At 59.3% G+C, this 16,993-nt stretch carries 15 protein-coding genes and 1 riboswitch; of the genes, 14 read left to right on the top strand and 1 reads right to left on the bottom strand.

Features of this window, described 5'->3' with window-relative positions; all coding sequences use genetic code 11:
- The first annotated feature begins 731 nt into the window (after positions 1-731).
- From Q0816_RS21685 to cobJ, 8 genes are all read left to right on the top strand, one after another.
- Entirely contained in the window at positions 732-2,588 is a 1,857-nt protein-coding gene (locus tag Q0816_RS21685; RefSeq protein WP_298854544.1) for an SLC13 family permease, read from the top strand.
- Positions 2,589-2,814: 226 nt separating this feature from the next.
- Positions 2,815-3,022, top strand: a riboswitch (cobalamin riboswitch).
- 91 nt (positions 3,023-3,113) lie between these two features.
- On the top strand, positions 3,114-3,488 hold the full coding sequence (locus Q0816_RS21680; RefSeq protein WP_298854540.1) for a DUF1636 domain-containing protein: 375 nt from the start codon (positions 3,114-3,116) through the stop codon (positions 3,486-3,488).
- Position 3,489: 1 nt separating this feature from the next.
- Entirely contained in the window at positions 3,490-4,545 is a 1,056-nt protein-coding gene (gene cobW / locus Q0816_RS21675) for a cobalamin biosynthesis protein CobW (RefSeq protein ID WP_298854538.1), read from the top strand.
- Positions 4,546-4,550: 5 nt separating this feature from the next.
- Positions 4,551-7,844 (top strand): cobaltochelatase subunit CobN, encoded by a 3,294-nt coding sequence (cobN, locus tag Q0816_RS21670; RefSeq protein WP_298854536.1) that lies wholly within the window; start codon positions 4,551-4,553, stop codon positions 7,842-7,844.
- Positions 7,841-8,962, top strand: a complete 1,122-nt coding sequence (locus Q0816_RS21665) for a cobalamin biosynthesis protein CobG (RefSeq protein ID WP_298854534.1) — start codon at positions 7,841-7,843, stop codon at positions 8,960-8,962. The genes cobN and Q0816_RS21665 overlap by 4 nt, the downstream gene beginning before the upstream one ends.
- A complete protein-coding gene (locus tag Q0816_RS21660) occupies positions 8,962-9,591 on the top strand; it encodes a precorrin-8X methylmutase (protein WP_298854532.1) in 630 nt (209 codons plus the stop codon). Before Q0816_RS21665 ends, Q0816_RS21660 begins: the two co-directional genes overlap by 1 nt.
- Entirely contained in the window at positions 9,588-10,316 is a 729-nt protein-coding gene (locus Q0816_RS21655) for a precorrin-2 C(20)-methyltransferase (protein ID WP_298854530.1), read from the top strand. Before Q0816_RS21660 ends, Q0816_RS21655 begins: the two co-directional genes overlap by 4 nt.
- Complete coding sequence (cobJ, locus tag Q0816_RS21650; protein ID WP_298854529.1) at positions 10,313-11,077, top strand: precorrin-3B C(17)-methyltransferase; 765 nt, start codon at positions 10,313-10,315, stop codon at positions 11,075-11,077. The genes Q0816_RS21655 and cobJ overlap by 4 nt, the downstream gene beginning before the upstream one ends.
- On the opposite strand, the gene Q0816_RS21645 is transcribed toward cobJ, so the two are convergent.
- Positions 11,068-11,799, bottom strand: a complete 732-nt coding sequence (locus tag Q0816_RS21645; RefSeq protein ID WP_298854527.1) for a cobalt-precorrin-6A reductase — start codon at positions 11,797-11,799, stop codon at positions 11,068-11,070. The genes cobJ and Q0816_RS21645 overlap by 10 nt on opposite strands.
- Between Q0816_RS21645 and cbiE the strand changes: the two genes are divergently transcribed.
- The 6 genes from cbiE to cobF are packed head-to-tail and all read left to right on the top strand — an operon-like array spanning position 11,798 to position 16,923.
- A complete protein-coding gene (gene cbiE / locus Q0816_RS21640) occupies positions 11,798-12,997 on the top strand; it encodes a precorrin-6y C5,15-methyltransferase (decarboxylating) subunit CbiE (protein WP_298854525.1) in 1,200 nt (399 codons plus the stop codon). The genes Q0816_RS21645 and cbiE overlap by 2 nt on opposite strands.
- Positions 12,994-13,362: a cobalamin biosynthesis protein gene (locus Q0816_RS21635; protein WP_298854523.1), complete on the top strand. Its 369-nt coding sequence runs from the start codon at positions 12,994-12,996 to the stop codon at positions 13,360-13,362. Before cbiE ends, Q0816_RS21635 begins: the two co-directional genes overlap by 4 nt.
- Complete coding sequence (gene cobM, locus Q0816_RS21630) at positions 13,359-14,153, top strand: precorrin-4 C(11)-methyltransferase (protein WP_298854521.1); 795 nt, start codon at positions 13,359-13,361, stop codon at positions 14,151-14,153. Before Q0816_RS21635 ends, cobM begins: the two co-directional genes overlap by 4 nt.
- Positions 14,140-15,462: a cobyrinate a,c-diamide synthase gene (locus tag Q0816_RS21625; RefSeq protein ID WP_298854519.1), complete on the top strand. Its 1,323-nt coding sequence runs from the start codon at positions 14,140-14,142 to the stop codon at positions 15,460-15,462. The genes cobM and Q0816_RS21625 overlap by 14 nt, the downstream gene beginning before the upstream one ends.
- On the top strand, positions 15,459-16,187 hold the full coding sequence (cobA, locus tag Q0816_RS21620) for a uroporphyrinogen-III C-methyltransferase (protein ID WP_298854518.1): 729 nt from the start codon (positions 15,459-15,461) through the stop codon (positions 16,185-16,187). Before Q0816_RS21625 ends, cobA begins: the two co-directional genes overlap by 4 nt.
- Entirely contained in the window at positions 16,180-16,923 is a 744-nt protein-coding gene (gene cobF, locus Q0816_RS21615; RefSeq protein ID WP_298854517.1) for a precorrin-6A synthase (deacetylating), read from the top strand. The genes cobA and cobF overlap by 8 nt, the downstream gene beginning before the upstream one ends.
- The last annotated feature ends 70 nt before the right edge of the window (positions 16,924-16,993 follow it).

Below are 16,993 nucleotides of genomic sequence, written 5' to 3'. Positions count from 1 at the left end.
CCAACGACGACGAATATGAAGACCAGACCCGCAGACTCTCGTTATGAATGAGGGAGCCTCGGGGGGCAGGTCAGCCTCTAAGCATGTATCTCTGTCATCGCCGTCAACAAACGCCTCACACATTTCTGACACTTCTATGGTTGGCTATGGAGAAGCTTACGGCGTTGCATACGGAGGCGGAATAGTAGTCAACGACGGTGGCCAATACGTAAGTTTTTTGACGGAGGCGAATAATGTATACGCTTACTGGGAAAGCACACTGAAGTCGTTTCCGTAGATACACAAAACGGCACACAGTTTATTTTTTTACGATTAAAATATTGATTTATAATAATATTTCATGGTATCGTCCCGTTGCAAATCCGTGTACACCGGTTCGATTCCGGTACTCGCCTCCAAATCTCATGAAGACTCTACTGCAATATTTCCCGGTGGCGCCAAAGTTGCGGCTCAGCGTGCCTTCATCCAACCAGCTTCGGTATTTTTCAGCGGTATCGTGAACATGCAAATTTGCCGTTTTCCTCATGCTTCCCTGCAAACGTTTCATTCTGACGAGATCGTTACGCGACTCTGCACAATTCGTTACTTCGATCGCCCTTCCCGCCGGGAAATTTTGTGTCTCAAATCTGGTAGAAAACGATATTTCATGACAAGGCGGGCGCGATGTTCTAGGAGTTAAACAAAGAAAAAGTTCTGGACGTATTGTGGAACACATAGCCTTTACCTTCGAAATGGGGGTCGTTTGCGCCCTTCTGGCTTTCACCGTTTTCTTGTTCGTATCCGAGATCGTCAGGATCGACCTCTCCGCCATATTGGTTCTGGTTCTCATTGGCTTGCTCAGCTATGCGCCCGGTCTTGAAAACCTAGCGGATGTGCCGCGATTATTCGATGGGTTTGCATCCAACGCCGTCATCTCGATCATCGCAGTCATGATTGTAGGAGCCGGACTGGACAAGACGGGTATCATGAACAAGGTAGCTGCCGTCATCCTCAAATATGGTGGTAAATCCGAAGGCAGGGTTGTTCCAATCATCTCGGGAACCGTTGGCGTCATTTCTTCGTTCATGCAGAATGTCGGCGCCGCCGCTCTGTTCCTGCCGGTTGTCAGCCGTATTTCCTCGCGGTCAGGTATACCTCTTTCGCGCCTGCTGATGCCGATGGGATTCTGCGCTATTTTGGGCGGTACGATGACGATGGTCGGTTCATCGCCTCTTATCCTGCTCAATGATTTAATCCAGACGGCAAATGACGGGTTGCCAGACGCGCAGAAAATGGAGCCTTTCGGATTGTTCTCGGTCACACCGATTGGGGCCGTTCTGATCCTGACGGGAATCGGTTATTTTCTGCTGTTGGGGCGCTGGGTTCTGCCCAAGGCCCAAGGGGTTGACAATACCGGTACTGGACAGGGAACACAGGAATATCTGCAACGGGTCTATGGGCTCAAAGCGGATGTTTTTGAGGTCGTGGTGCCAGAAGACAGCCCTTTGGTTGGCGAGATCCTGGCCGATATCAACCATGAAAACCATCTCTATATTATCTCCACCTTCTATCGCGGCAAGACCTCGATGGTTCAAGTTCTGACGGCCGAAATCGCAGCACCGTGTCGGTTGGCCATCGTAGGAAGACGTTGGGAAGTCGAAGAGTTTGCAAAGAAATACGGCCTGACCGTTCTTCCCGATCTGGACATTTTTGTCGAAGAGTTCGCGCCCACAAATGCGGGTGTGGCCGAGGTGGTTGTCACCCCTGACAGCAAACTGATCGGCAAATGCCCCCGCGAGCTTTTGTTCCGCAAGACCTATGGCATGTCGTTGCTGGCCATTCATCGGGGGGAAGAAACGCTCAGCCATGTCGAGACTGACGATCACGAATCCACTCAGATTGGGCTCGAAAATTTCCATGCCGGTGACATGCTTGTGGCGCATACAAGGTGGGACAACCTGATGCGGATCAAGCGCGATCCGGATTTCGTCGTTGTAACAACGGATTTTCCGCAAGACGAATTGAGGCCGCAGAAGGTCGGCTGGGCGCTGGCGTTTTTCGCCATTTCACTGTCGTTGATCTTGTTCACGGACGTCCGGCTTTCGCTGTGTCTGCTCACTGGCGCGGCGGGCATGATGCTGACTCGCGTGCTGAGCGTGGATGAGGCTTACCGCGCTGTCGGATGGAACACCGTTTTTCTGCTTGCCTGTCTAATACCATTGGGTCAAGCCGTACAGAACACTGGCACCGCTGCATGGATTGCGCAGCAGATCATGGTCATTCTGGACGGCTGGCCGCTCTGGTCCCTGCAAACCGGCATTGCCATTCTTGCGACGGCTTTTTCACTGGTCATGTCAAATGTCGGCGCCACAGTCCTGCTTGTGCCTCTGGCGGTATCAATTGCGGTGGCAGCTGGTGGAAACCCATCCGTCTTTGCACTGACGGTCGCCATTTCTACCTCGAACAGCTTCATCATCCCAACCCATCAGGTGAACGCCCTGATTATGGGCCCGGCAGGATACAAGGTGATGGATTTCGTGCGCTCGGGCGGGGTTATGACGGCTCTGTTTCTGGTTGTCTCGCTGGTTATGATCAACCTCATATTTTAAGGCGAGAAGATCGAGAGTATCCGGTGGCCTTTTCCCTCGTTCAAAAAGGCTCAGCTCAGGCAACCGGTCATTACAGTGGGCTACCTTCTATATGATGTTGATAATCGCCGTGCTCATCCCAGACGAAACTCCGGCACGCGATGCCGCCCATCGACGCCTACAGGTCGCTTTCCATCCCTCTGCATCATTGTTACGCGCGACTCGCTTGACAAGCGGGCCAGCGGTGCCGCATGTCCCTTTCGTTGGTGTCGGTGAGAGCCGATGAAAAGGGAATGCGTCAACGGCCTGGCCGCCAAACGCAGCCGCCCCCGCGACCGTGAACGGAGAGGATGCCCAATGCCACTGGCCAAAAGGCCGGGAAGGCGGGACATCCGACAGAGGCTCGCCTCTGGTATCCGCAAGCCGGGAGACCTGCCAACATCCGAAGTTTAAACCGGGCGGGGTGTTCCGGTGTCGGGTCCATGACCACCCGTGGCCCGCATGAAACCCCGTCCCCCGCGAAGAGGATTTGGGGGGATGAGAGACATGACCGAGACCGAACCAGTCGAGTTGCTGGTCTGTACCACTTGTCGGCGCGGCCTGCCCGTCGAGGATGACGCGCAGCGCCCGGGCAGTTTGCTGCACAAGGCACTGGAACAGGCGGGCCTGCCTGAGGGTGTTATCCTGAAAGCCGTTGAATGCCTGTCGAACTGCGATCAGGGCTGTTCGATAGTTTTGCGCGGTGGGCCAGATCGATGGACTTTCGTATATGAGAACCTGAACGAGACCGATCATGTCGACGTCATTGTCGACGGTGCGAGCAAATATCTTGCCACAGAGGATGGTCTGGTGAAATGGCGCGAACGCCCTGAACATTTCCGCAAAAACTGCGCCTCGCGCATTCCCCCGATTGGAGCCTGAAATGAGCACTCTTGAAAAACTTCCAGTCACCGTGATCACCGGCTTTCTGGGCTCGGGCAAAACGACACTGGTGCGCCACCTGATGCAGAACCCGCAAGGCAAGCGCCTAGCCATTGTCGTCAATGAATTTGGTGACGTGGGTGTCGATGGCGACATCCTGAAGTCCTGCGCCATCCCTGATTGCCCTGCAGAAAACATCATGGAACTAGCGAACGGCTGCATTTGCTGCACTGTGGCTGATGATTTCATTCCTACAATCGAGGCACTGATGGCGTTGGAGCCACGCCCCGATCACATCCTGATCGAAACCTCGGGCCTTGCACTGCCAAAACCGCTGCTGAAAGCCTTCGACTGGCCCGATATCCGTTCAAAAATCACCGTGGATGGTGTTATTGCGCTGGCTGATGCCGAGGCTGTGGCCGCCGGTCGTTTCGCACCCAATGTCGAAGCGGTGGATGCCCAGCGCATAGCCGATGACTCGATCGACCATGAAACACCACTGTCCGAGGTGTTCGAAGATCAGATATCATGCGCTGACATCATCCTGCTGACCAAGCCCGATCTGGCCGGCCCGGAAGGTGTGGCCAAAGCGAAAGAGGTGATCGCAGCCGAAGCGCCGCGCCCCCTGCCCGTGGTCGAGGTCGCCGAGGGCGTCGTGGACGTACGCGTCGTGCTGGGCCTTGAGGCAGCCGCCGAAGATGACATGGACGCCCGTCCGTCGCATCATGATGGCCACCACGATCACGAGCATGACGATTTCGAGAGCATCATTGTCGAGCTGCCGGAACAAAGCGACCCGCTTGATCTGGTGGCCAAGATCGAACTTCTTGCCAAAGAGCTGAACATCCTGCGTGTCAAAGGGTATGCTGCCGTTCAGGGAAAACCCATGCGTCTGCTGGTTCAGGCTGTCGGCGCACGCGTCCGTCACCAATATGACCGCCCGTGGGCGCCCGGCGAGGAACGCCGCTCTCGTCTGGTGGTCATCGCCGAGCATGACGACATCAAAGAGGCCGAAATCCACGATATCCTTGTGGGTGTAACCGAGGCTGCCGAGTAAGACCCATGCACGTCGTCTTCCGCGAAAGCCACGGGCTCGAGGAAACCGAGACCCCAACCGATCTGGGCCAGAGCCCAGCGGATCTGGTGGTGCTGTCCTTTTCCGACAGTGACCTTGGTGCTTTTGCGGCGGGCTGGCATCGCGGTGGCGGGCCGGAAGGGCGGATGCCGACCCTGCGGTTGGCAAACCTGACGGCGCTGAAACACCCACTGTCGGTCGATACCTATATCGAGCAGACGTTGGAAGGTGCCAAAGGCATCCTGATCCGCCTGATCGGTGGCGTGCCCTATTGGTCCTATGGCCTGCAACAGGTTCTTTCGCTGGCGCAGGCCAAAGGCATCGCCCTCGCCGTGCTGCCTGCGGATGGGCGTGAGGATACGCGGTTGGATGACTATTCCACCCTGCCTGTCTCGACCCTGCGGCGACTGGGACATCTCTGTGGCACGGGTGGCGAGGTCGCGGCACAAGCGGCGCTGGCACAGATGGCATTGGCGGCGGGGCTTTACGCGGGGCCGGTGATGGGGGCCAAGACCCTGCCCGAATGCGGTGCATGGTGTCCTGATCGAGGCGTAGTATCAGAGGAGAAAGCGTTTGAAAGCGACAGAAAGCGCATTCTCGTCACGTTTTATCGCGCCTATCTGACTTCGGCGGATACGGCTCCGGTTGCGGCTTTGATCCGCAGCCTGCGCGCCCGGGGATTTGATGCGATGGGCTTGTTTGCCCCGTCGCTCAAGGCTCCTGCAGCCGCCGATTGGCTGCGCGAACAGGTCGTGGCAATGGCTCCGGCCGCGATCATCAATGCAACTTCATTTTCAGGTAAGGGCGCATCGGGCACGTCGCCGCTGGACGCAGCGGATGTGCCTGTGTTTCAGGTCGCGCTTGCCACCTCGCGGCGCAAAGCCTGGGCCGAAGCGGAACGCGGTCTTTCACCTGCCGACCTTGCAATGCATGTGGTGCTGCCCGAGGTGGACGGGCGGATTTCTGCGGGCATTGCGTCCTTCAAGGAACCGGGCAAACGTGACCCGCATCTGGAGTATTCCCGCTTCGCCCACCGGGCCGAGGCGGAACGGATCGAAGCCATCATCGACCGCGTGTCAGGCTGGCTGCGCCTGAATGACAAACCGAAGGCGGATCAGATCCCTGCGCTGGTGCTGTCGACCTATCCCGGCAAAGATTGGCAGATGGCACATGCGGTGGGTCTGGACGCACTGGCCTCTGCCGAGGCAATGCTGTCCGATCTTCAAGGCGAAGGCTATGATATCGCACCGGCAGAACCAATTTCCGAGACGTTGCCAGACGCCCGGATTTCCTGGCCGCTGGAAGAGTATTTGGGCGCTCTGGCCCAATTTCCAGAACAATTGCAAACCGACCTTCAAACGGTTTGGGGCAATTGCGAAGACGATCCAGCCTTCGCTGATGGCGCGTTTCACTTCGCAGCCCTGCGCCGCGGCAAAGCTCTGGTCGCGCTGCAACCCGAACGCGGAACGCCCGAACTCCGCGATGACGATTATCATGATCTGTCGCGCACTCCTCGCCACAGCTATGTCGCCTTTTACCTATGGCTGCGCAATGCATTGGGCGCAGACGCGTTAATCCATATCGGTGCCCATGGCACGCTTGAGTGGCTACCGGGTAAGTCAGTCGCGCTCTCCGCCGATTGCTGGCCCGAAGCGTTGATCCGCGATCTGCCGGTGATCTATCCCTTCATCGTCAACGACCCCGGCGAGGCTGCGCAGGCAAAACGCCGGATCGGCGCCGTCACGCTGGGACACATCCCGCCCCCGATGAAGGAAAGCGGCACGCCGGACCGCATGGTACGGCTGGAATCCCTGTTGGATGAATTCTCGAACGCTGACGGTCTGGACCCCAAACGCCGCGACCGCTTGCAGGAAGATATCCGGGACGAGGCGCAGGCCATTGGCTTGGAAAGCGATCTTGGCCTCGATCAAGCCACCTGCGTTGCCGAGGCGATCACACGCATTGACCGCTTTGTCTGTGACATCAAAGAAAGTCAGTTCGGTGACGGTTTACACATCTTTGGCCGTGTGCCCGAGGTGACAGGAAATTTTGACCCCGCCCCGTCAGCTCATGCCGAACGAAACGCCTTGATCGATGCGCTGGCTGGAAAGCGGATTGAGGCCGGGCCGTCAGGCTCTCCCTATCGCGGACGCTCGGACGTGCTACCCACAGGACGGAACCTGTACACCACCGATCCGCGTTCCGTTCCGACCCGCGCGGCTTATACGCAAGGTGTGAAACTGGCCGAGGAGCTGGTGCGCCGCCATCTGCAGGAGGAAGGCGACTATCCCAAAGGTTTGATCGTCGATTTGTGGGGCTCAGCCACTATGCGTACCGCAGGCGAAGAATTCGCCATGGCATTGCAACTGCTCGGCGTAAAGCCGGTTTGGGACAAAGGGTCCGAGCGGGTTTCAGGCATCGAAGTCCTGCCGATCACAGACCTCAGCCGTCCGCGACTTGATGTGACTCTGAGGGTCTCAGGCCTGTTCCGGGACGTGTTCCCGACACTGTCAGCGCTTTTTGGTCAAGCCGTCCGTGCGCTGTCTGCGCGCGACGAAGCACCCGACTGGAACCCTTATGCAGGTCAGGACCCCTCAGCTCGCGTTTATGGGCCCGCGCCCGGCAGCTATGGCGTCAACATGACCCAGCTGTCCGAAATCTACACAGATGACGCCCGCGCTCAGGCGGGTGAGGCGTGGCTGGACGCCAGTTCCTTTGCGCTGGAAGGCGAAACTATTGCGCACGACAAGGACGGCATCATCCAGCGCGTTGCCGGCGCAGACAGCTTTGTCCATTTACAGGACCTGACCGAGACCGACCTGCTGCTGGCCAACGACTATGCCACGCACGAGGCTGGTTTTGCCGCCGCCAAGAAGATCAGCGGTGGCAGTGCGCAGCTATATCATTTGGACAACACCAATCCGGAAAACCCGCGTGCCCGGACACTTCCGGAAGAAATCAGCCGTGTTGTCCACGCCCGCGCAACCAATCCCGGCTGGATCGCCGGAATGAAGCGGCATGGGTTCCGGGGCGCTGCCGAGATTGCAGCGACACTGGATCATATGGCATCTTTCGCGCATCTGTCTGGCACAGTCGCGCCACATCTGTTTGACCTCTACCATGATGCCACGCTGGGCAATGAAGAGGTGGACGCCTTTCTGCAACAGGCCAACCCGAACGCCCATCAGGCGATGCAGCACCGGTTCCGGGCACTGCTAGAGGCTGGTCTTTGGAATACCCGGAGAAATTCGATCCGGGCGGATCTGGAGGGGCTGAAATGAGCACGCCCATCGTTCAGGGCTGGTGCCCCGGCGCCCATCGACCGATGATGTCCGGCGACGGACTGGTCGTACGAGTACGCCCCCGATTGGCTCGATTGTATGCCGCTCAGGCGCTGGGTCTGTGTGATCTGGCGGATCGATTTGGCAACGGCTCGATCGATTTGACCAATCGCGCCAACCTGCAATTGCGTGGCGTGGAAGAGTGCGATCATCAGCCGCTGCTTACGGAACTCGCGGCGCTGAACCTGCTGGATGCGGAACCCGGCATTGAGGTGCGCCGCAATATTCTGGTCACGCCGCTCTATCAGGCAGGCGACCTGACCGCGTGTCTGACGCGGGAATTGATCGACAGATTGGCAGAACTGCCAGCCCTACCTGCCAAATTCGGCTTTGCGATCGACACCGGCCCCGTGCGTCTGCTGACCACGGATTCAGCGGATATTCGTCTGGAAACCGATGCTGACGGCCTGATCTTGCGTGCCGACGGCTGCGAAACTGGGCGCCGTGTGACCAAGACCGATGCGATTGACCACGTCATCGCTTTGGCACGGTGGTTTGCCAAGACCTACACACCCGAGGCTCGCCGCATGGCGGCGGTCGTCGACGCGCTGTCGCAGGAATGGCAAGGATACCCTCCCGGCCCCGTCGGCGCAAAATTGCAACCGGGCCCGTGTGAGCTCGGCGCTCTGTACGGCGCGGCTTTTGGGTCGCTGCCGGCGCGCAAGCTTTATGATCTGATTGACGATAGCGGCGCGACTGCCCTGCGTGTCACCCCGTGGCGGCTGATCCTGCTGGAAGGCGGGGCGGCGATACCAGCCCCGGAGTTTGTCACGGATAGCACCGACCCGCTGATGACCACCGACGCCTGCCCCGGCGCACCATTCTGCCCACAGGCTCAGGTGGAAACCCGCGACATCGCCCGTGCTCTAGCCCCTCAGGTTTCTGGACGCCTGCATGTCTCTGGCTGCGCCAAGGGATGTGCGCGTATGGGCCTTGCAGATATCACATTGGTTGGCGACAACGGACGATTTGATCTTGTCAAACAGGGCCGCGCAGGAGATGAGCCCTGCCAGCGTGGGCTCGACCCCGAAACACTCATGACCATGGATTTCACCTGATGCCCTATGAATACCAAACCGATGGCGCGGCGATCTACAAGGAAAGCTTTGCCACCATCCGCTCGGAGGCTGATCTGGCCCGGTTCAACGCTGATGAAGAGCAGGTCGCCGTCCGTATGATCCACGCTGCCGGGATGGTCGGGCTGGAAGAGTTTGTGCATTTCTCGCCGGGATTTGTTGTCAGCGCCCGTACCGCGCTGGAAAACGGCGCGCCGATCCTTTGCGACGCCCGCATGGTCAGCGAAGGCGTCACCCGCTTTCGCCTGCCCGCCAATAACGAGGTGATCTGCTCGCTGCACGACGAACGCGTACGCCCGCTGGCCGCCGAGATGAGCAACACCCGTTCTGCGGCCGCGCTGGAGCTGTGGCGTCCGCATCTGGAGGGCGCGCTTGTCGCCATCGGCAATGCGCCCACAGCGCTGTTCCACTTGCTGAATATGCTGGAAGACCCCGATTGTCCGCGTCCAGCTGCGATCATTGGCTGCCCTGTTGGCTTTGTCGGCGCGGTGGAATCCAAAGATGCGTTGTGGGAGGCCCAACCGGTGCCGTCCTGTATTGTCAAAGGTCGTCTGGGCGGCAGCGCCATCACCGTGGCGGCCATCAACGCCATCGCTAGCCGGGCGGAATGAGCATGGGCACCATATACGGCGTGGGCCTGGGGCCCGGCGACCCGGATTTGATGAGTGTCAGGGCTGATCGCCTGCTGCGCAATGCAAAGCACGTGGCATTCTTTCGCAAACCCGGGCGCAGCGGTCAGGCGCGCAAGATCGTCAACGGGATGATCCTCGAAGGTGCGGTCGAGTTCCCGATGGAATATCCCGTGACAACCGAGATCCCGGTGACAGATCCACGCTATAACGAATTGCTGGCTGCGTTTTATGAGGACTGTACCAAGCATCTTAAGAACCTGTCCGAACAGGGCGAAGATGTCGTGGTTCTGTGCGAGGGCGATCCGTTTTTCTACGGCTCTTTCATGCATCTTTACAACCGGTTGCGGGAAGATACACCTGTTGAAGTCGTGCCTGCCATCACCGGCATGTCCGGAGCATGGACCGCGACAGGTGATCCGATCACCTGGGGTGACGATGTGCTGACCGTGCTGGTTGGCACCCTACCCGAAGACACTTTGGCCGAACGCATGGCCCAAACCGATGCTTTAGTCGTGATGAAAATCGGGCGGAACATCGACAAGGTAAAACGCGCTCTGAGGACCGCGGGTCTTTATGACCGGGCATGGATCGTCGAATATGCGCAGATGCCAAACCAGACAGTGACAAAACTGTCGGAAGCCTGCGAAAAGATCACCCCTTATTTCTCGATCATCGTCGTCCATGGCCAGGGGCGTCGACCATGAGCGGTTGGGTCAAGATTGCCGGTCTCGGGCCGGGTGACGAAGCGCTTGTTACACCTGAAGTAACGGCGGCACTGGCCGAAGCCACCGATGTTGTAGGCTATATCCCGTATGTAGCCCGTGTATCCGAACGCCCGGGCCTGACCCTTCACGCCAGCGACAACCGGGTCGAAATCGACCGTTCGCAACATGCACTACAGATGGCCACCGAGGGGAAACGCGTCGTCGTCGTTTCTTCCGGCGATCCCGGTGTCTTCGCCATGGCTGCCGCCGTCTTCGAAGCACTGGAAAACGGTCCAGAAGAATGGCGCGATCTACAGATCGATGTTTTGCCGGGGATTACCGCGATGCTGGCTGCGTCTTCCAAGGCTGGCGCTCCGATGGGGCATGATTTCTGTGCTATTAACCTCAGCGACAATCTCAAACCCTGGTCACTGATCGAAAAGCGACTGCGCCTTGCATCACAGGCTGATTTTTCGATGGCTTTCTACAATCCACGATCGAAATCCCGCCCGGAAGGCTTTATAAAAACGCTGGGAATCCTGCGCGAAGAATGTGAGCCCGAGCGGCTGATCCTGTTTGCCCGCGCCGTGTCGCGCGAAGATGAAGCAATCCGAATTTCTACGCTGGCCGACGCCACGCCCGAAATGGCCGATATGCAGACAGTGGTCATTGTCGGATCATCCCGCACCCGTGTGATCGAGCGCAACGGCACGCCCATCGTTTACACCCCGCGCTTCACTCCGGATGAGGATCAGGGATGAGACACCCAGTCCAAAACCTGTGCGATAGTCGAAAACTCGGTCCGCTGCGGCAAAACCGGGCGGTCGATCATCAGCACGGGCAGGCCCAGCGCCCGCGCGGCGTCCAGCTTGGCGCGCGCGCCAGAGCCGCCTGCGTTCTTGGACACGACCAGTTGCGTGTCGTGGCGCTGCAAAAGCGCGCGATCCTCAGCTTCGGCAAACGGCCCTCTGGCCACCACAACTTCGGCATTTGGCAGGGGCAAGCTGTCGGGTTCATCCACCAGACGCAGCAGGTAATGGTGCTGGGGTTGGGCAGAGAATTCCAGAAGGTGCATACGACCGACGGCCAGGAACACGCGCAGCGGATCGCCCGCAAGCGCCTCGACTGCGGCCGTGATGTCCGGGGCATGACGCCAATTGTCGCCCAACTGAGGCGTCCAAGCCGGGCGCGTCAGCGCGGCCAGAGAGGTCTGCGTCGCCTGGCAAGCTTCGATTGCATTCCCGCTCATCCGGGCCGCAAAAGGATGAGTGGCGTCCACCAGATGGGTGACTTTGTTCTCACGGATATATTCGACCAAACCCTCTCCACCACCGAAACCACCAACCCGCATTGGCAAAGGCTGTGGGCGCGGGTGTTCCACCCGTCCGGCATAGGAATATACAGCCGCAATCCCTTGTTCCGCGACGGCTTTCGCCAGCGCATTGGCCTCGGTTGTGCCGCCAAGGATCAGGAGGTTTGTCATGTCTGAATCTCCGTGGCTAACGGTTATGGGTGTGGGCGAAGATGGGCTTGATGGCCTTTCGCCCGCAAACCGTCAAGTGTTGGACCGAGCCGAGGTCATCATGGGGCCGCCCCGTCACCTGTCACTGCTGCCTGAAGCCGGGGCGGAACGCGTCGAGTGGCCAGTGCCGTTTTCGGATGGATTACCGATTCTGCAGGGATTGCGTGGAAAGCAAACCGTTGTTCTGGCCTCGGGTGATCCGTTCTGGTTTGGAGCGGGCTCCGTTATTGCGCGTAACTTCGATGCTGGCGAATGGACCGCCCTGCCCGGCCAATCCACTTTTTCGCTTGCCGCCGCGCGCCTCGGCTGGCCCTTGGAAAGCACCCTGACCTTTGGTTTGCACGCTGCTCCCCTGACCCGTTTGCGGCCACATCTGGCTCCGAGTCTCCATGCAATCCTGTTGCTGCGCGACGGCAAGGCGGTGGCGGAGTTGGCAACATACCTGACCGAAACCGGCTTTGCCGACTCGGCCCTGCACGTGATGCAGGCCCTCGGTGGTCCACGCGAAAACATTCAAACCGTCACATTGACCGAGGCGCTGCTGGGCACGTTCGACCACCCCGTGTGCGTCGGGTTGGAAGTCACCGGCGCAGGTCGTGCCCTTTCCAAAGCATCCGGCAAGCCGGACGACATCTTTGAAACGGACGGGCAGATCACGAAACGCCCGATCCGTGCGCTGACCCTCTCGGCGCTCGCGCCACAACGGGGCGAGCATCTGTGGGATATCGGCGGAGGCACCGGTTCGATTAGCATCGAGTGGCTGATGTGTGATCCGACCCTCACGGCCACCAGCATTGAACCTCGTGCCGACCGGGCGGAACGTATCCGCCGCAATGCCGACGCGCTGGGGCAGGACCGGTTGAACGTAATCCATGGCACAGCGCCGGATGTTTTGGACGGATTGGAACCGCCTGATGTTGTCTTCATCGGAGGTGGTCTGAGCCCTGATCTGTTGACCTGGCTGCAGGGAAGCCTGCCCAGCGGCACTCGCCTTGTTGCCAACGCGGTTACATTAGATAGCGAGGCCATGCTGTCCCTTTGGCAAGAGAAACTTGGCGGCGACCTTCTGCGAATTGAACTCGCGCAATCGGCCCCTCTTGGCCCGCGGCGCGGTTGGAAATCCGCCTATCCGGTGGTGCAGTGGAGCGTAACGCTATGATCGTTGCTGGCCTTGGCTTCTCTTCCGCTGCAACGGCGGACAGCTTGCGCGCTGCGTTTGAAGCCGCATCAGGTAATCATGACATTGGCGCGCTGGCGACTGTCGCTGACAAAGATGGCCACCCTGCGCTGACGGCTTTTGCTGAAGCCCTTGCTGTGCCCTTGCACCTTGTTGTACCCGCCGATCTGGCCGGGCAGCGCACCCTTTCATGCTCGAATCGCAGCCGCGCCACTTATGGTACCGGCAGCGTGGCCGAAGCATCCGCATTGGCCGCTGCCGGACCCGGCGCGCGGCTGCTTTCCCCCAGACAGATTTCAGACGACCGGCTGGCGACCTGCGCCATTGCCATCGGAGGACAAACATGACCGTTCATTTCATTGGCGCCGGACCGGGCGCTGCCGACTTGCTGACCCTGCGCGGGCGCAACATCATCGCCGCCTGCCCGGTTTGCCTGTATGCCGGTTCGCTGGTGCCGGAAGAAATCCTGAGCCATTGCCCCGAAGGCGCAAAAATCGTGAACACGGCGCCGATGGATCTGGACCAGATCATGGCTGAAATCGAAACCGCCCACAAAGCAGGACAGGACGTGGCACGCCTGCATTCGGGCGACTTGTCGGTCTGGTCGGCCATGGGCGAACAGATCCGCCGTCTTAAGGAAATGGGAATCCCGGTCAGCGTGACACCCGGCGTTCCATCCTTTGCTGCCGCCGCAGCTGCGCTCGGCACCGAGCTGACCTTGCCCGGGCTGGCACAATCGGTGGTCCTGACCCGGACCCCGGGGCGCGCGTCTTCCATGCCTGAAGGCGAGACGCTGGAAAACTTCGCCCGCACCGGCGCGACACTGGCCATTCACCTGTCGATCGGCAATCTGGACAAGGTCATCGCCGACCTGATCCCGGCCTATGGCGCCAATTGCCCAGTGGCAGTGGTCTATCGGGCCAGTTGGCCGGACGAGCAAATCATCCGTGCAACACTGGAAACCTTGAAGGCATCGCTGGACGAAAGCATCTCGCGCACCGCGTTGATCATGGTCGGTCCGGCACTGGCAGGCGAAGGTTTCGACGAAAGCTGCCTGTATTCAAAAGATTACGATCGTCGCTATCGCCCGCAAAATGCCGAGAGTCCTTGGTCAAGCTGGAGCCATGGTGATGACTAACCCTCCGGGCATTCTGATTTCCGCACCATCTTCGGGTACCGGCAAAACAACAGTCATGCTGGGCCTTTTGCGTGCACTTGCCGAGGATGGCCTGACCGTGCAGCCCTTCAAGAGCGGGCCAGACTATATCGACCCGGCTTTCCATCGGGCCGCCGCTGGCCGGGCCTCGTTCAATCTGGACAGCTGGGCGATGGGCGATCCGCTTATGACTTCGATTTCAGCGCAGGCTGATGGTGCGGATATCGTGGTCGCCGAAGGCTCGATGGGATTGTTCGATGGCGTGGCCAAACCGGGAGAGCTGGGTCATGGCTCAAGTGCTGAAACCGCGTTGCGAATGGGGTGGCCCGTTGTACTGGTACTGGATGTCGGCGGTCAGGCACAATCGGCAGCAGCCACGGCGCTGGGGTTTAAGATGTACAACCCCGACCTGCCCTTCGCCGGAGTGATCCTGAACCGCTGCGCGAGTCCGCGTCACGAACGGTTGACCCGTTTGGGAATGGAACGGGCTGGCCTGCCGGTACTGGGTGTTCTGCCCCGCCGTGGTGATCTGACCTTGCCCGAGCGGCATTTGGGGTTGATTCAGGCCATCGAACACCCGGATCTGGAAAGTGCTATTGTAAGCTATGCCGCGTTTCTGCGCGAACATGTGGATCTTGAAGCGATCAAGCGGGCGGCTTCCTCAGGCCCCATTGGGCCATCGTCAACCGCGCTGCCGCGCCCTCCTGCTCAACGGATCGCATTGGCCCGAGATGCGGCGTTTTCCTTCACCTATCCGCATTTGCTGAAAGGTTGGCGCGCAGCCGGGGCCGAGATCTTGCCCTTCTCGCCACTGGCCGATGAAGCCCCGGCGGCAGATGCCGATCTGGTCTGGCTGCCCGGCGGATATCCTGAACTGCACGCGGGAACTTTGGCCGATGCCAATACGTTCCTCAGCGGTTTGCGCAATCATGCCAAGACCAAACCGGTGCACGGCGAATGCGGGGGCTACATGGCGCTTGGCCAGGCCCTGATCGACAAAGACGGGGTGCAACATGAGATGGCCGGGCTGCTGGGTCTTGTGACCTCTTACAAGAAACGTAAATTCAACCTTGGCTATCGCAAGGCCGAGTTGTTGGCACCGCTGCCCGGATTTACCAAAGGGGCGGTGCTGCGCGGGCATGAGTTTCACTATTCTTCCATTGTAGATCAACCAGACGCGCCGCTCGCGCGTGTGTTCGATGCCGAAGGCGCGGAGGGACCTCAGACAGGGTCCGTGTGTGGCAACGTTACAGGTACCTTCTTTCATCTGATCGCGGAGGCATCTGAATGAGCGGCTTTGTCTCCTTCATCGGCTCGGGCCCCGGTGACCCGGAATTGCTGACTTTGAAGGCTGTAGATCGGTTGCAAAAAGCCGACGCTGTACTGTTCGATGACCTGAGCAGTGGCCCAATTCTAAGCCATGCTCGCGCGGATGCCGATCTGGTGGGTGTAGGCAAGCGAGCCGGACGCCCGTCGCCCAAGCAGGACCATGTCAGCAGGTTGCTTGTAGACTACGCCCAGACCGGCCAGCACGTCGTGCGGCTGAAGTCAGGTGATGGCGGCATGTTCGGACGTCTGGAGGAAGAGCTTGTCGCCTTGCGTGCGGCCAACATTGCTTATGAGATCATACCCGGCATCCCCTCGGCTGTGGCTGCGGCGGCGGCGGCAGGTATTCCTCTGACACGCCGCCTGACTGCGCGGCGCGTGCAGTTCGTCACCGGCCATGATGTCAGCGGTGAATTGCCGGGCGATCTGAACCTGAAAGCACTGGCAGACCCTCAGGCCACCACTGTGGTGTTCATGGGCAAACGTACCTTTCCTATGCTGGTCGAGGCTTTAAACGCCCATGGCTTACCGCTTGATACACCCGCCCTAATGGCCGAATCCGTTTCGACCCCCGATCAAAAACTGAAGCGCGCTACGATTGGTACACTGGCAGAGCAGCTGAAATCAGAGATTGGCACGGCCCCAGCCCTGATCCTTTATGGACCGCTGGCGGAATTCGAAGATGATTGATCTGAGCCTGATCGGTATTGGCACCGGCAACCCAGATCACGTGACTTTTCAGGGCGCGCAGGTGATCAGAGAAGCAGATTTGATCCTGATCCCACACAAGGGTGAAAACAAGGCCGATCTGGCCGGGCTGCGCGAGGATATAATAGCGCAAGTCACCGAAACCCAGCCCCAGATCGCCTATTTCGACATCCCCAAACGCCGCGCGGATGATGGCTATCTACGCGGCGTCGACGAGTGGCACGACGCTATTGCCCTGCGCTGGCAAGAGGCGATGGACGCTCACCCTGAGGCACAACACGTGGCGCTGTTAATTTGGGGGGACCCGTCCCTTTATGACAGTTCGTTACGCATCGCGGCACGACTGGACCCTCAACCTAACACAAAGGTGATCCCCGGCATCACCGCCTTGCAGGCGCTTACTGCGGCTCATGCAATCCCGATCAACGAACTGGGCGCTCCTTACGTTGTGACCACCGGGCGCCGTATCCGGGATGGCGGGTGGCCTGAAGCGGCCTCAAAAGTCGCCGTTATGCTTGATGGAGAGTGTTCGTTCCAATCTCTTGATATGGCGGATTTTGACATCTGGTGGGGTGCCTATGTGGGTATGAAAGAAGAACTGCTGATCAGTGGCCCTTTGGATCAGGTCGCCCGGCAGATCCTCGACACTCGTGCCCGCGCCCGCGCCGATCATGGTTGGATCATGGATATCTACCTGCTGAAGAAACACGAGAGATAGCCGCGCGCGCGAACACAGGTTTGTGAGTGCGCTACACGGCCAAGTCTGGCACACAGATCTCAGCAAGATA

The sequence above is a fragment of the uncultured Ruegeria sp. genome, from assembly GCF_947497005.1.
Lineage (GTDB): Bacteria > Pseudomonadota > Alphaproteobacteria > Rhodobacterales > Rhodobacteraceae > Ruegeria.
Note: the sequence above shows the minus strand (reverse complement) of the source record. Positions and strands in the feature narration are given on the sequence as shown.